Below are 14,276 nucleotides of genomic sequence, written 5' to 3'. Positions count from 1 at the left end.
TAGCATGAGCGAACAACCGAGCAAACTAGAACTTTTGGAACTGACATCCAAAATTGTTTCTGCCCACGTCGGCAACAATACTGTCAGTCCGGCTGATTTACCGCAACTGATTGAAGACGTTTACAGGTCTTTAAATTCAGTCGGTGAAAAATCTGATATGAAAGAAAAACTTCTCCCAGCCGTTCCTGTGAAAAAATCCATTCAACAGGATTACATTATCTGTCTGGAAGATGGCAAAAAACTGAAAATGTTAAAGCGTCATTTAAAAACCGCTTATAACATGACACCCGAAGAATATCGCGAGAAATGGAATTTACCGTCTGATTATCCGATGGTTGCCCCTAATTATGCGGAACATCGCAGCAGTCTGGCGAAAAAAATCGGCTTGGGCACACGTGCACGCGCCAAATAATTGTTTTCAACGGATTTGATCTTGGCTTTAGGGTACTGGCTTTCAAGGACTTCTATTTCTTGAAAGCCATAATCTTTAGTTTAGAAGCATAATAAATTTTAAAATAATGCTCCTTTACATTGACAGAAAAATCTCAGTAGGCATTATTATTGAAGTGGTGATTCGCATTCGCAATTGCTAAAATTTGTAATGTTCAGATATAGGGCTTAGGGAAGATGACTGATTCTCGTATCGAAGAAATGTGCATTGAAAAAGGCATGAAAATGACCGGGCAACGACGTGTGATTGCCAAAGTTCTTTCCGATGCGAACGATCACCCTGATGTCGAAGAAGTTTATCGTCGTTCCAGCGAAGTTGATCCGAAAATCTCGATCGCAACGGTTTACCGAACTGTGCGCCTGTTTGAAGAAGCCGGGATCGTTGAACGCCTTGATTTTGGTGATGGTCGTGCCCGGTATGAAGAAGCTTCCGAAGATCATCATGATCATCTGATTGATGTGCAAAGCGGTAAAATTATTGAATTTCACGATAATGAAATTGAAGAACTCCAGCGCAAAATTGCAGAAAAGCTTGGATATGAGCTGGTTGATCATCGGATGGAATTATTCGGTGTCCCGCTGAAAAAAGACTAAGTTTCATTTTTAAACTTTTGATTTTTAAATAATCACGCCTGTTCTTTTCAGACAGGGCTGAGTTTCTGTTACCGTGAATCGCTTGACTCTGCGGGCGTCTCGGCTTATCTGCACCACAACACTCTTTATTATAAAGCACGGATCGATCATGGCTATGCCGAAGAAGGTATTTATCAAAACATACGGATGTCAGATGAATGTCTATGACTCTGCACGTATGGAAGACGTTCTCAAACCCTTGGGATATGAAATGACCGATGGGCCGGATCAGGCCAATATGGTGATTTTGAATACATGTCATATTCGGGAAAAAGCCTCGGAAAAAGTTTATTCCGAGCTGGGCCGTTTAAAAAATATCAAAAAAGTCCGTGATGAAAATAATGAAATGATTATTGCGGTGGCAGGTTGTGTCGCACAGGCCGAAGGTGAAGAAATTTCACGTCGTGCGCCTTATGTAGATATGGTGTTCGGTCCGCAAAGTTATCACAATTTGCCGGAAATGATCGCCAAGGCTCATCGTGCGGGTGACGATAAAGGTCGGGGCATATTGATGACTGAATTTCCGGCAGAAGACAAATTCGATCATTTGCCCGATCCGGTCAAGCCGGAAGGTTACAGCGCGTTTCTGTCTATTCAGGAAGGCTGCGACAAATTCTGTACCTATTGCGTTGTGCCTTATACACGCGGGGCTGAATATTCCCGTCCCACAGCCCATGTGTTGAAAGAAGCACGTCAACTGGTTGATCAAGGCGCGTTGGAAATCACTTTGCTGGGGCAAAATGTTAATGCCTATCATGGAGATGACGGGCAGGGCGGGGAATGGTCTTTGGGCCGTTTGATCCGTGAATTGGCTGAAATTGATGGTTTGGAACGTATTCGTTACACCACATCTTATCCGGCAGAAGTGGATGATGATTTGATCAGCGCCCATGGGGAAGTGCCACAACTGATGCCGTATCTGCATTTACCGGTTCAGGCGGGGTCCAACCGTGTGTTGGCGGCGATGAACCGCAATCATACGCGCGAACAATATTTGGAAATTATTGCAAAATTAAAGGCTGCCCGTCCTGATCTGGCTTTGTCATCTGATTTTATCGTCGGTTTCCCCGGTGAAAATGATCGCGATTTCGAAGATACACTGGATATTATCCGACAGGTTGGCTTTATTCAGGCGTTCTCTTTCGTTTACAGTGCGCGTCCCGGCACACCGGCGGCCACGATGGATTTGCAGGTGGAAAAAGCGGTGGCGAACGAGCGTTTGCAGATTTTACAAAAATTACTGGGCGATATTCAAACCGATTTCAACCAGTCCTGCATCGGCAAGGAATTCCCGATTTTGTTGGAACGCGAAGGGCGTAATCCGGGACAACTTGTTGGACGCAGTCCTTATATGCAGCCCGTTCATGTGGATGCGCCCCTTGATTTCGTCGGCCAAATCCATGATCTTAAGATTGTGAGTGCCCGCCCGAATTCGTTGGGGGCACAATTGGTTGATGGCGAAAGGAAACGTGCGTGAGCGACGAGATCAATCTGAATCTGGATTTTGAAGATAATGCCTTGCTGCCGGACTTGTTTGGCGAACACAATCGCAATCTGGCTCGTTTGGAACAAATGTTGGATGTCACCATCCACGAACGCGGAAATCAACTGATTGTTGTCGGGGACCCTGAAAATGTTAATCGCACGCGCGATGTACTTTCCAGTCTTTATAACCGTTTGAAAAAAGACATGATCGTTGGCTCTGCCGAGGTTGATGGTGCCATTCGTATGGCGATTGACGGCGACCAGCCACCCCATGTCAAGGAAAGCGAAAAGAAAGCACGCGCGGCTTTGCCCGATACGGCAATGGTGGTGAAGACACGTAAAAAACATATTTCGCCGCGCTCTCATTTGCAGGCGGAATATTTGCGGGCCATTGATACCTGTGAGTTGGTTTTTGGTATCGGCCCGGCCGGAACGGGGAAAACCTATCTGGCGGTTGCAAAAGCGGTAGAAGCCTTGACTACAGGCGAAGTGGACCGGATTATTTTGTCGCGCCCTGCCGTGGAAGCGGGCGAACAGCTGGGCTTTTTGCCCGGTGATATGCAGGAAAAAGTCGATCCTTATCTGCGCCCGATCTATGATGCGCTTTATGATATGTTGCCGCAGGATCAGGTAGAGAAACGTATGGAAAAGGGCGAGATTGAAATTGCCCCACTGGCTTTCATGCGCGGACGGACCCTGTCTAATGCCTTTGTCATTTTAGATGAAGCGCAAAACACCACGGCGGTTCAGATGAAAATGTTCCTGACCCGTTTGGGCGAAGGCTCCCACATGGTGGTCACGGGTGATTTGTCACAGGTGGATCTGCCGCATGGGGTGCGTTCGGGCTTACGCGATGCGTGGGAAACTCTCAGCGGTGTTCAAGGGATTGCCGGCATTCAGTTCACTGAAAAGGATGTGGTGCGTCATGCCTTGGTGAAACGCATTGTTGAAGCCTATGACACGGCAGAAAAGAACCGCGAAGACGCTGAAATCTATGTTAAACCACCACGAAGAAGGCCAAAAGTATAATGTTGGGCGATCTGGATATCACCCATGCGGACGAGGCATGGCCTGATTGTGATGTATTAATCGAAAACTGTGTCAAAGCCGCGTTGGCCCATTGTCAAACCGATACGCAACATGGCCGTCCGTTTGAGCTCAGCGTTTTGTTGACGGATAATGATCAGGTTCAGGATTTAAATCGTGAATATCGTGAAAAAGACAAACCGACCAACGTTTTGTCTTTTCCAGCCCTTGAATGTGATGAACCGGGCCACCTGATTTTGGAACCCGGTCCCTTGCATCTCGGGGATATTATTCTGGCCTATGGTGTCGTGGCGCAGGAAGCATCAGATCAAGAGATTGCCTTTGAAGATCATCTCAGCCATTTGATCGTGCATGGGGTTTTGCATCTTCTTGGGTTTGATCATATCGAAAATGAAGAAGCCGAGGAAATGGAAGCACTCGAAATTGCCATATTAAAAGATTTTGGCATTGCGAACCCCTATGGTTCTGAGGCAGAGTAAAACATATATTGGTTAACCGAAACAGAAACGAATGAACGACCAGTCAGGCGACAGTAGCACGCCCCTTGAAACGGGGCCGGAAAACGGGACGAATGAGCCCGGATTACTCGAACGGTTAAACCCGTTCCGAAAAAAATCTAATGGCGATAACAGTGTGCGTGACACGCTGGAAGAACTGTTGGAAGAGCGTGAAGAACAGGAAATTCCGCTGGAGGCCGAAGAGGCTCAACTCCTTAAAAATATTTTAGGGCTGCGCGAACGCACGATCGAAGATGTGTGTGTGCCGCGTTCCGATATTTGTGCCATTGGGGTGGATGCCTCCTTGGACGAAGTGGTCGGATTGATGACCAGAGAAGGCCATTCCCGCATTCCTGTCTATGGCGAAGATTTGGACGATCCTGTTGGGATGGTACATATCAAGGATGTGATTGCATGGCAAAATCAATCCACCCCGTTTAATTTGGCGAAGCTTTGTCGCAAAGTTTTGTTTGTTTCCCCCAGTGCGCGTGTTCTGGAACTCTTGCTGGAGATGCGGACCAAGCGCGTCCATATGGCCTTGATGGTCGATGAATATGGCGGCACAGACGGTCTGGTAACCATTGAAGATTTGGTCGAAGAAATTGTCGGCGAGATCGAAGACGAACATGATCGGCCAGAAGGCCCGATGTTTGTTGAACGCGCTGATGGTAAAATTGATGCGGATGCGCGTTGGGAAATCGAAGATGTTGAAGAAAAAATCGGTGTCTTTTTAGAAGATACCGAGCGCGAGGACATTGATACGCTTGGTGGTTTGGTCTTTTCTATTACCGGCCATGTTCCTATTCGTGGCGAAATTATCCGTCATGGTCCAAGTGGATTGGAATTTGAAATTCTTGAAGCTGACCCCCGTCGTATTCATCGTTTACGTATCCAGAATTTAAGCGTTCTTGATGATAGAGAGTAAGCGAGAACCGGGTTACCTTGTCGGGTGACGTGGTCTTTCTTTGCAGGTATAAGCTTTGCCTATGACCCAAATTAAAAAGCCTTCTTTCGGCCTTTATATCCATTGGCCTTATTGTGTGTCCAAATGCCCCTATTGTGATTTTAATTCACACGTGGCGCAAACCATTGACCATGCCCGATGGGCGCGGGCTTTTGAGATCGAATTGCATCGGGTTTTTCAGGAAAGCAGGGATCAACAGGTTTCCAGTATTTTCTTTGGTGGGGGGACGCCTTCTTTAATGGCCCCGCAAACTGTTAACCGCATCATTGAAACAACTGCGTCCCTGTGGGGGGTGAGCGATGATGTTGAGATTACGTTGGAAGCCAACCCGACGACGGTTGAAAGTGATACCTTTGCCAATTTTAAACAAGCCGGTATCAATCGTCTGTCCATCGGTATCCAATCGTTGCGTCCCGATGTCTTAAAATTTCTGGGTCGTGCCCATAGTGTTGAAGAAGGGTTTCGTGCCCTTGAACTGGCGGCAAAAACGTTTGATCGTTATAGTTTTGATCTGATTTATGCGCGTCCAAATCAGAATCTTGCAGATTGGCAAGATGAATTGACACAGGCCTTAAGCTTGAGCGCGGGGCATTTATCGCTCTATCAATTGACCATCGAACCGGGAACGGCCTTTTATAAAGATAATGTTCCTGCGGCAGATGAAAACCTTGGGGCTGATCTGTTTGATTTGACGCAAACCATGATGGAACAGGCCGGAATGCCCGCCTATGAAATATCCAATCATGCCAAACCGGGTGAAGAAAGCCGACATAATTTGGTTTATTGGCAAGGCGATGATTATATCGGTATTGGACCCGGTGCCCATAGCCGCCTGAACAATTTTGCAATTCATCAAATCTATAAGCCGGACCTGTGGCTGAACGGTGTTCTGGAAAAGGGCACAGGAGAGCAAAAAAGAAAGATGCTGACCCCGAATGAACGTGCGATTGAGCTGCTCATGATGGGGTTGCGACTAAAAAATGGCATTAACAGTGAGAAGTTTCAGCAAGTCAGTGGGAAAAGTTTGCAAAACTGTTTGGACTTGGATGGAATGAACCTTTTGTTGGCACATGATCTTATTGAATGGGATCAACAAAATTTATTCCCGACTTATGAAGGGCGCAAATGTCTGGATGGTCTTTTGGAAAAGCTGATCTGCCTCTAAGCGGCTTTTTGTGGTCCGAGTTCATTGCGAAGTTGGCGGGTAAGGGTAGAAAAATTCTCCCAATCCTGTCCTGTCATCTCAGAGGTTCCGACCTCAAAATCATCCAAACTGGATAAAATGAGACGGCATGTTGTGACATGAGTGTCTTCTTTACGTCGGTCGAGCTTTTCAATGAGGGTTTGTGTGACGTCAAATAAACGTTCCAGAAAAAAAGACGGATTTTGATTTTCACAGATTTGTGTGGCGATTTTTCCACGTAACCAGTCAATTTGGACGGCGAAACGTTCGATCTTTAAATCTTCAATCCGGCTGCGTGCTTTTTTGCTCAGGCTGATATAAGTCCGCTCGTCAATAAGGTCCAACGCCTTGAAGCTGAGCGGATTGGGAACGGCAACCAATGGGATTTGTTCCCCACCGGGGCGTGTACTGCTGCGTCGATCCGGTCCGACATAATCAAGGGTGACAACAAAGTCTTTGCGTTTTTTAATGCGGCGTTCCACCCGGTCAATAATATTGGCCAAGGCGATCGGTTTGACCAAAACATCGTCCAGTCCGGCTTCGGCCAGCATTTCCAATGTTTTGGGGTCGGGCTGTTCAATAACGGCGAAGATAACGGCAAACGGACTGGTGGCCATTTTACCGTGGCGGATATCGTTGATTACATCGGACATATCAGCCACGTTTAGGCTGCTATCCACAACAATGAGATCATAATCTGTAGAAGCAACCATATTTCGAAAATCTTTTGCGTTGTTCACATCTTCGATTTCACGAAATCCCTGCATATGCAAACCGCCTTTAATGCCTTGGCGTGATTGTGGATTGCTGTCGCCCATCAATAGGCGAATTTTGCCAAAATCAATTTTGTCGTGATAATCATCACGGATCAAGACGTTGGTATGGGCCGGTTTTGTCGGATTAATTTGCCCTTTTTTCACTGCTTTTAACAAGCTGGAAGGATCGGAAAGATCAGCAAGCTTTTGATTTTGTATGCGAACTCGATCAATAAGGGTTTTGACGAGTTTTTTGCTAAAGACATCGAGTCTTTCTTGTTTTTGATTGAAGGTCGGCCCATCAATTACAATAACCGTGATATCTTCAAGTGCCCGTATACTTGCGGAACGGGGTTCCAGGTCGACCAGAGCCATTTCGCCAAATAGATCTCCGGCTTTTAAGATATCCAAAATGGCTTCTTCGCCGTTGCTGCGGGTTTTTATAACCTCGACACTACCGCTTTTTAAAATATACGCACAAGTCGGATCATCCCCTTCACGTATAATATATTCTCCGTTTTTAAATTCCTGATTCTCATATTCAGCCATTATCAATTTTACCCAAAAGAGACTAATTCGTTATAGGTGCGAAGCTCTGGGGGGCAGGAGAAATTTCGCGGAACCCTTTTGACTGAACTTGTAAAACAGCTAAACCCCTTTCGGCAAGTCCCCATTGGTGGAGACGGAAAATACCTGTGCGGCCTAAAAACCCTGCCGGATCGGTCAGGGTTGCCCGGCTATAGTCGGCTTCGCCTTTGTCATCGGCCAAAACGGCGGACAAGGCAATGGCATCGTAAGCCAAGGTGGCAAGGCGGTGAGGCGCATCTTTGTAAACGGAACGGTATTGTTCAACAAATTCACTGCGGCTTTTCGGGCTAGGGGCGGCAAACCATCCCCCTAACAAGGCCGGTTCAGCATGGACCCACTTGGCTTCCCATAAACTGGTCCCTAGAATTCGGACCTTCTTAGGATCGACATCGTAGTATGGAAGGTTGGCAGCGATGGCTTGTAAAGTTTTTCCGCCAGCGGCCACCAATAATGCGTCGAAATCTACATCCCCGACGGTTTGCAACAATTCAAGACGATCCAGTGCTTTTCTGGATAATTCATCTGATTTTCCGGCCAACTCGCGTTTTTGTTCCAGTAAATCCTGACGGCGTTGATCATAGTCTGCCATATCCCGGATCAAAGCGGGCAGATCATCGCTGCTGGACAGGAATTGTACAACTTTTGAAACTTGGGCACCATTGGCTTGGACGGCCTGTTCAAAAGCTGTGCGGATCCGTATGCCATATTCGTCAGCAGGTGCAAGCAGGGCAAAACGCTGGCTACCTTGAAGGGTGGCAAAATTAATGATGCGTTCGACTTCTTCTTCTGGGCGAATCCCTATGACGAATACATTTTGGCTTGCGGCATTGGAATCGTTGGTGAAAGCAAGGGCATTAACGTTGGCGGCTTCCAGATACGGTGCAATGGCTTGGGCCGATTGTGAGAGAAGCGGACCGATAATGATGGAAACGCCATCGGCAAGCGCGTATTGTGCGGCCCGTACGGCCCCTTCGGGTGTGCCTTTGGTATCATAAGGCAGCAATTCATAATGGGGGCCGGCAAAATCGAACAAGGCAAGCTGTGCGGCATTGAGAATTTCGTGTCCTACATTTGCCGCACTTCCGCTGAGGGGGACAAGCAAACCGACACGGGCGGCGCGCAAGCCACCACGGGCATCATATTGGGTCATCCATTCTTCGGCCTTGACCTGTGCGTCTGGCTGTTGCACCGTCACGGGCTGGGAAGGATCCCAAGGCGGTATCTCGCTTCCACTACGCGGTAGGGCAGTGGGATCGTATGTTTCAGGGGCAGGACCACGGGCTTGTGGCGTTGTACCGGGGACTTCCCACCATTTATCGGGTGCAGTTGTGGTTTCACATGCGCTCAACAACAAAGTGATACAGAGCATCAATGGTAAAACAAAATAACGCAGATTTAGAAACATTGGGTCCCCAAGACAAAGAAGAAGGTGCGCAAGAGATTACTCTGAGTAGACAAGGGAGTAAAGGGCGCGCTGGTCTCTATATTGTGGCGACACCGATCGGGAATGCACAGGATATAACTTTGCGCGCACTTGATCTGCTGAAACAAGCCGATACTATCTTGTGTGAAGATACCCGTGTAACGGCTAAGTTGTTGGCCATTCATGGGATTTCCAGAAAGAAATGTATTGCGTATCATGAACATAATGCAGAAAAAATGCGCCCCAAAGTTCTGGAAAAATTACAAGCCGGCGAAGTGGTTGTGCTGGTCAGTGATGCGGGCACACCGTTGATCAATGATCCGGGCTATAAGTTGGTGCGTGAATGTGCAGAAGTCGGCTTGCCTTATACGACAGCACCGGGGGCAAGTTCGGTCATTACGGCAATGGTTTTATCGGGATTGCCCAGTGATCGATTTCTTTATCTGGGGTTCTTGCCCAATAAAACAACGGCCCGTAAAAAAGCATTGGAAGAAATTAAAGCGGTTAAGGCCACATTGATCGTTTTGGAATCTCCGCGTCGTGTGGCGGCCTGTCTGGCGGATATGGCAGAGGTTCTCGGTACGCGGGAGGCGGCTGTGACCCGTGAATTAACCAAAAAATTTGAAGAGGTCCGCCGTGCTCCGTTACCGGAATTAGCGGATATGTATGTGGATGCGGAAGTGCGCGGCGAAGTCGTTCTGGTCATCGGACCACCGGATGATATGGTTAATGAAACCAGCGAAGAAGATTTGGATAGCTTGCTTAAAAATGCCTTGGCGCGGCTATCGGTTCGCGATGCGGTGGCCGAGGTTGTCGAAATGACGGGTTTAAAGAAAAAGGATGTTTACAACCGGGCGCTTGAATTGTCGCAGTAAATAAAAAAAGCGATTAGGCGTGCCCGGCATCATCAACCAACAGGCGTGGGTCAATACCGAGTTGGCCCAAGGCGCGTTCCCATTTGCTTTCCAGATGGTTATCAAAAACGATCTCGCTTTTGGCGGGCACGTTCAGCCAGCCGTTTTCCATGAGTTCCTGATCCAGCTGACCCGGTCCCCATCCGGCATAGCCTAAGGCAAGCATACTATTGCGTGGGCCTGTGCCAACAGCAATATCGCGTAAAATGTCGATGGTTGCGGTTAAGGCAAAATGTGCCCCAATAACGACGGTGGATTCCTTCATATAGTCGGGACTATGCAGGACAAATCCCCGTTCTTCATCAACGGGGCCACCCAGATGGACGCGGATTTGGTCTTTTGCTGTCCGCGCATCAATGCCCAACTGTTTCATGAGTTCGGGAAAACTAAGCGATTGGACAAGGCGGTTCACCACAAGCCCCATTGCGCCTTCTTCACTGTGAGAGCAGACGTAAATAACCGTTTTTGCAAAACGCGGGTCGGGCATGCCGGGCATGGCGACCAAAAGCTGTCCGGTTAGACTGGTGGTTATGTCTTCATCTTTTTCCATACTTTACAAATATGGCTGATTATCCCGAAGTGCAAGCTTTTCCAGCCTATTTTATGAGTTTAAGACCTGAAATATGGCTGTGTTTAACCCTAATTCTGACATAATTCTGCCTGATACAGAGGGGCGAGAGGTCGTATAATGATGCATCAATTAAAAAATATCGTTCTGGTTTTATCTGTCTTTTTGTTGGCATGGTCAACATCGGCCCATAGTGAGACCGAAGGTTGGCGCGGTGCCGATCAGGCAAAAGTGCGTTTGATTGCGCAAACCACCGCTATTGGGGACCGTGATGAAGTAACGCTGGGTTTGCATTTTAAAATGCAAGACGGATGGAAAGTGTATTGGCGCAGCCCCGGTGATGCCGGTTATCCCCCTGAAATTGATTGGCAGAATAATCCCAACATCAAATCATCTGAAATGCGATGGCCACGACCGGAACGCTTTGTTGTTCTGGGCCTGGAAACGGTGGGATACAAAAAAGAAGTTGTCTATCCGATCCGCGTCAAAGTGATCGACCCTTCACAGGATTTGAATATTCAGGCCAAAGTCCGTTATTTGACCTGTGCGGAAATTTGCGTCCCGGTGGAAGCGGATTTATCCTTGCACTTGCCCGCAGGCCCCGCCCAACCCGGTGTAGATGCACAGTTGGTGAACAAATATGAAAGCCTCGTTCCCTCACAAAACGACCTCTTTGCGCGCACAATTGAAACCGCGACTCTTTATCCTGATAGCGACGGCAACAAAGGAACGTTGCGTTTGAAGGTTGCTTCAAACAATGCTTATCAAAATCCTGATGTTCTGGTTGAAGGACCGATTGAATTGGCCTTCTTCAAGCCGGGGTTTCAGCTTTCAGAAGATAAGAAAACGGTGTTGGTGGATGTGCCGCTAGATGGGTTGAAGTTCCTCGAAAACGGATTTGAGGATCACGATTTTATCATCACCCTTATGGATGGTAATCAGGCTGTTGAACTTAAGACCAAAGTGACGACGGCTTCATCGGCTATGCCCCCTTTTGTGGAAGGATTTAGTACATCAGGGGAAACCGGTTTGAACAACTTGCCGTTTGTGACAATTCTGGCGCTGGCGGTTCTGGGCGGTTTGATTTTAAATTTAATGCCCTGTGTTTTGCCGGTTCTTTCCTTAAAAGTCATTGGACTGGTTAGTCATGGCGGGGCGGCAAAAGGAACCGTGCGTCTCAGCTTTCTGGCCTCCAGCGCCGGGATTTTATTTTCGTTCTGGGTCTTGGCGGGGATCCTCGTTGCAATGAAAATGGGCGGTGCCTCCATTGGCTGGGGCATTCAGTTCCAGCAGCCCTTGTTTTTGATTGCGCTGGCATTAATCGTGATTCTGTTTGCCTGCAATATGTGGGGTTTTTTTGAAATTCACTTGCCTGGCTGGTTGTCAAATTTGGGTGAACGATCTTCTCATGTGCATGGGTTGGGGGGGCATTTTCTGACGGGTGCCTTCGCAACGTTGCTGGCAACCCCGTGTTCGGCCCCATTTTTGGGAACCGCGGTTGGTTTTGCCCTGGCGCGCGGACCAATTGATATTTTCATGGTGTTTAGTGCCCTTGGGGTCGGTCTTGCCCTGCCTTATATTTTGATTGCCCTTTTCCCCGGCTTTGCCACGCGTCTCCCCAAACCGGGGGCGTGGATGGTCACTTTGCGCAAGATTTTGGCGTTGCTGTTGCTCGGCACCGCAGTGTGGTTATTGAGTGTTCTCTGGGTGCAAATTGGTTTGAATGGCGTGATTGCCCTGTCTGCCTTAATGGCGGGGGTTATCTTGGTGCTGGCGATGAATAAGCAGTTGAAAACACTGGTGGGTCCAGTGGTCATTGCCTTGTTTTTGGCAGCCTTTGCGGTTCCGACTTTTGCGCAAAAAGATGAAATTGACAAGGCGCAGGCGGAAAAGCTTTGGACCCCGTTTGACTTGCAGAAAATTGAGGAAGAAGTTGCCCGTGGACAAGTTGTGTTTGTGGATGTTACGGCCCAATGGTGCATTACCTGTCAGGTGAACAAGAACTTGGTTCTGTATCGTGGGGATGCTTTTGCGGCTTTATCAGATGCCCAAGTTACGCCGATGAAAGCGGACTGGACCAACCCGGATGAAACAATTGCGGCTTATCTGGCAAGTTTTGGACGTTATGCCATTCCGTTTAATGCGGTTTATGGACCGGGGGCACCAAAGGGCATTGTCTTGCCGGAATTATTGGATGAAGAGACGGTCTTAAATGCCATTGAAAAAGCCAAGGGTTGAAATCCGATAAACAGGAACCCACATGTAATGAAAGAAAGCCATGTTGTGGTGAAAACGCCGACATGAGCAAACAAAAAGCCCTCAAAAGAGGGCTTTTTTATTGGGGTGTTTCTTACAAGATCATACTGTTTTTGATTTTTTCAACGCCTTCACGCGCCAAGGCATCGGCGCGTTCGTTTTCTTCGTGTCCGGCGTGACCTTTGACCCAATGCCATTCGATCTCGTGCTTGGCCAGCGCACTTTCCAATTGTTGCCAAAGATCAGCATTTTTAACAGGTTTTTTCGCAGCGGTTTTCCAGCCGTTTTTCTTCCAGTTAAAAATCCATTTGGTGATGCCGTCTTTCACGTAGGTGCTGTCGGTATAAAGGGCGACTTTTACCGGGCGTTTCAGGCTTTCCAGCGCGCGGATGGCGGCCATCAGTTCCATGCGGTTGTTGGTGGTGTTTTCTTCGCCACCACATAATTCACGCTCGGTTCCCTTCCAGCGCAATAAAACGCCCCAGCCGCCGGGGCCGGGATTGCCGCTACAGGCACCGTCTGTGTAAATCTCTACGATATCTTTGCTCATTATTCTAACCCGTAGGCACCGGCGGTGCGGATGGACTGATGGAATTTAAGAATTTGATAGTATTCCAGCGGATCTTTGGGTTTCACCAGCGCCTCTTTGGGCGTATTTACCCAATCATACAATCGCGTCAGCAGAAAACGCAGCGCCGCCCCGCGTGCAATCAGGGGCAGGACCTCGACTTCCTCCTTGCTGAAATCGCGTACTTTGCGATAGTTGGATAACAATAAACGGGCTTTGGTGACATTAAAATCACCGTCCTTTTCAAAACACCATGCGTTCATGCAAATGGCGAGATCGTAGGCAAAAATATCATAACAGGCGAAATAGAAATCGATCAAGCCGCTGCATTTTTCATCCCGGAAAAAAACATTATCAGGAAAAGCATCGGCATGAATGATGCCTTTTGGTAAATTTGTCGGCCAGCAAGCTTCCAGATAATCCAGTTCTGCTGATAACTTATCGCCCAAACCGGGCATAACATCATCTGCGTGGTCCTGACATTTATTTAACAAGGCACGCCAATCGGCAACCCCCAGATCATTTTTACGTTTCTGGGGGAAATCGGTTCCGGCAACATGCAGTTCACCCAGGGCTTGTCCCAATTGGGCACAATGAACGGGTTTGATCTTGCGTGGCCACATCCCGGCAAGGAAAGTAAAAATGGCAGCGGGCCGGCCTGCCAAAATGCCTAATGCATGACCGGCATCATCTTTTAACGGGGTCGGGCAGGTGATGTTGCGTTCGCTTAAATAGTCCAATAAATCCAGAAAGAACGGCAAGTCGTCTTCGTTCACGCGTTTTTCATAAAGCGTCAGAATAAACGGGCCTTGTTCCGTCTGGATAATGTAATTGGAATTCTCCACCCCTTCGGCGATGCCTTTATAGGATAGTAGCGATCCGATATTGAAACGTTCAACAAAGGTGCTCAGCTCGGTATCGCTGACTTCGGTATAAACAGCCATG

Annotated in this window: 14 protein-coding genes; 9 read left to right on the top strand and 5 right to left on the bottom strand. The window is 48.0% G+C overall.

Annotated features, from left to right (window positions below; genetic code table 11):
- The first annotated feature begins 4 nt into the window (after positions 1-4).
- The 7 genes from ACI0FF_RS00690 (at position 5) to hemW (ending at position 6,241) form a co-directional block, all read left to right on the top strand.
- Positions 5-412, top strand: coding sequence for a MucR family transcriptional regulator (locus ACI0FF_RS00690; protein WP_419798246.1), 408 nt, complete (start codon positions 5-7; stop codon positions 410-412).
- Between the two features lie 215 nt (positions 413-627).
- The gene (locus ACI0FF_RS00685) at positions 628-1,044 is read left to right on the top strand and encodes a Fur family transcriptional regulator (protein ID WP_419798245.1); all 417 of its coding nucleotides are present in this window, start codon (positions 628-630) and stop codon (positions 1,042-1,044) included.
- A 154-nt stretch (positions 1,045-1,198) separates the two neighbouring features.
- On the top strand, positions 1,199-2,560 hold the full coding sequence (miaB, locus tag ACI0FF_RS00680; RefSeq protein WP_419799675.1) for a tRNA (N6-isopentenyl adenosine(37)-C2)-methylthiotransferase MiaB: 1,362 nt from the start codon (positions 1,199-1,201) through the stop codon (positions 2,558-2,560).
- Positions 2,557-3,597 (top strand): PhoH family protein, encoded by a 1,041-nt coding sequence (locus tag ACI0FF_RS00675; protein WP_417819412.1) that lies wholly within the window; start codon positions 2,557-2,559, stop codon positions 3,595-3,597. Before miaB ends, ACI0FF_RS00675 begins: the two co-directional genes overlap by 4 nt.
- On the top strand, positions 3,597-4,094 hold the full coding sequence (ybeY, locus tag ACI0FF_RS00670; RefSeq protein ID WP_419798244.1) for an rRNA maturation RNase YbeY: 498 nt from the start codon (positions 3,597-3,599) through the stop codon (positions 4,092-4,094). Before ACI0FF_RS00675 ends, ybeY begins: the two co-directional genes overlap by 1 nt.
- A gap of 31 nt (positions 4,095-4,125) precedes the next feature.
- Positions 4,126-5,037, top strand: coding sequence for a hemolysin family protein (locus tag ACI0FF_RS00665; RefSeq protein ID WP_419798243.1), 912 nt, complete (start codon positions 4,126-4,128; stop codon positions 5,035-5,037).
- A gap of 61 nt (positions 5,038-5,098) precedes the next feature.
- Positions 5,099-6,241, top strand: coding sequence for a radical SAM family heme chaperone HemW (gene hemW, locus ACI0FF_RS00660; protein ID WP_419798242.1), 1,143 nt, complete (start codon positions 5,099-5,101; stop codon positions 6,239-6,241).
- Here the strand turns inward: hemW and ACI0FF_RS00655 are convergent.
- Complete coding sequence (locus ACI0FF_RS00655) at positions 6,238-7,563, bottom strand: cyclic nucleotide-binding domain-containing protein (protein ID WP_419798241.1); 1,326 nt, start codon at positions 7,561-7,563, stop codon at positions 6,238-6,240. The two genes, hemW and ACI0FF_RS00655, sit on opposite strands and share 4 nt — an antisense overlap.
- A gap of 22 nt (positions 7,564-7,585) precedes the next feature.
- Entirely contained in the window at positions 7,586-9,007 is a 1,422-nt protein-coding gene (locus ACI0FF_RS00650; RefSeq protein WP_419798240.1) for a penicillin-binding protein activator, read from the bottom strand.
- Between ACI0FF_RS00650 and rsmI the strand changes: the two genes are divergently transcribed.
- The gene (gene rsmI, locus ACI0FF_RS00645) at positions 8,974-9,900 is read left to right on the top strand and encodes a 16S rRNA (cytidine(1402)-2'-O)-methyltransferase (RefSeq protein ID WP_419798239.1); all 927 of its coding nucleotides are present in this window, start codon (positions 8,974-8,976) and stop codon (positions 9,898-9,900) included. The genes ACI0FF_RS00650 and rsmI overlap by 34 nt on opposite strands.
- Positions 9,901-9,913: 13 nt before the next feature.
- On the opposite strand, the gene ACI0FF_RS00640 is transcribed toward rsmI, so the two are convergent.
- Entirely contained in the window at positions 9,914-10,489 is a 576-nt protein-coding gene (locus tag ACI0FF_RS00640) for a YqgE/AlgH family protein (protein WP_419798238.1), read from the bottom strand.
- A 138-nt stretch (positions 10,490-10,627) separates the two neighbouring features.
- Between ACI0FF_RS00640 and ACI0FF_RS00635 the strand changes: the two genes are divergently transcribed.
- Positions 10,628-12,745 (top strand): protein-disulfide reductase DsbD family protein, encoded by a 2,118-nt coding sequence (locus tag ACI0FF_RS00635; RefSeq protein WP_419798237.1) that lies wholly within the window; start codon positions 10,628-10,630, stop codon positions 12,743-12,745.
- A 112-nt stretch (positions 12,746-12,857) separates the two neighbouring features.
- Here the strand turns inward: ACI0FF_RS00635 and rnhA are convergent, their stop codons facing one another.
- Positions 12,858-13,313: a ribonuclease HI gene (rnhA, locus tag ACI0FF_RS00630; RefSeq protein ID WP_419798236.1), complete on the bottom strand. Its 456-nt coding sequence runs from the start codon at positions 13,311-13,313 to the stop codon at positions 12,858-12,860.
- Entirely contained in the window at positions 13,313-14,275 is a 963-nt protein-coding gene (locus ACI0FF_RS00625) for a homoserine kinase (protein WP_419798235.1), read from the bottom strand. Before ACI0FF_RS00625 ends, rnhA begins: the two co-directional genes overlap by 1 nt.
- Position 14,276: the final 1 nt, after the last annotated feature.

This window comes from Terasakiella sp. 4MB5A, from assembly GCF_050058155.1.
GTDB classification, from domain to species: Bacteria; Pseudomonadota; Alphaproteobacteria; order Rhodospirillales; family Terasakiellaceae; genus Terasakiella; species Terasakiella halodenitrificans.
This window is presented reverse-complemented; position numbering and strand designations above follow the sequence as displayed.

What these genes read in the sequence shown, in the direction of transcription:
- rsmI (WP_419798239.1), top strand. Translation starts at nt 8,974, where the DNA reads ATGGTAAAACAAAATAACGCAGATTTAGAAACATTGGGTCCCCAAGAC.
- ACI0FF_RS00690 (WP_419798246.1), top strand. Translation starts at nt 5, where the DNA reads ATGAGCGAACAACCGAGCAAACTAGAACTTTTGGAACTGACATCCAAA.
- ACI0FF_RS00635 (WP_419798237.1), top strand. Translation starts at nt 10,628, where the DNA reads ATGATGCATCAATTAAAAAATATCGTTCTGGTTTTATCTGTCTTTTTG.
- ACI0FF_RS00665 (WP_419798243.1), top strand. Translation starts at nt 4,126, where the DNA reads ATGAACGACCAGTCAGGCGACAGTAGCACGCCCCTTGAAACGGGGCCG.
- ACI0FF_RS00640 (WP_419798238.1), bottom strand. Translation starts at nt 10,489, where the DNA reads ATGGAAAAAGATGAAGACATAACCACCAGTCTAACCGGACAGCTTTTG.
- ACI0FF_RS00625 (WP_419798235.1), bottom strand. Translation starts at nt 14,275, where the DNA reads ATGGCTGTTTATACCGAAGTCAGCGATACCGAGCTGAGCACCTTTGTT.
- miaB (WP_419799675.1), top strand. Translation starts at nt 1,199, where the DNA reads ATGCCGAAGAAGGTATTTATCAAAACATACGGATGTCAGATGAATGTC.
- ACI0FF_RS00650 (WP_419798240.1), bottom strand. Translation starts at nt 9,007, where the DNA reads ATGTTTCTAAATCTGCGTTATTTTGTTTTACCATTGATGCTCTGTATC.
- ACI0FF_RS00685 (WP_419798245.1), top strand. Translation starts at nt 628, where the DNA reads ATGACTGATTCTCGTATCGAAGAAATGTGCATTGAAAAAGGCATGAAA.
- ybeY (WP_419798244.1), top strand. Translation starts at nt 3,597, where the DNA reads ATGTTGGGCGATCTGGATATCACCCATGCGGACGAGGCATGGCCTGAT.
- hemW (WP_419798242.1), top strand. Translation starts at nt 5,099, where the DNA reads ATGACCCAAATTAAAAAGCCTTCTTTCGGCCTTTATATCCATTGGCCT.
- rnhA (WP_419798236.1), bottom strand. Translation starts at nt 13,313, where the DNA reads ATGAGCAAAGATATCGTAGAGATTTACACAGACGGTGCCTGTAGCGGC.
- ACI0FF_RS00655 (WP_419798241.1), bottom strand. Translation starts at nt 7,563, where the DNA reads ATGGCTGAATATGAGAATCAGGAATTTAAAAACGGAGAATATATTATA.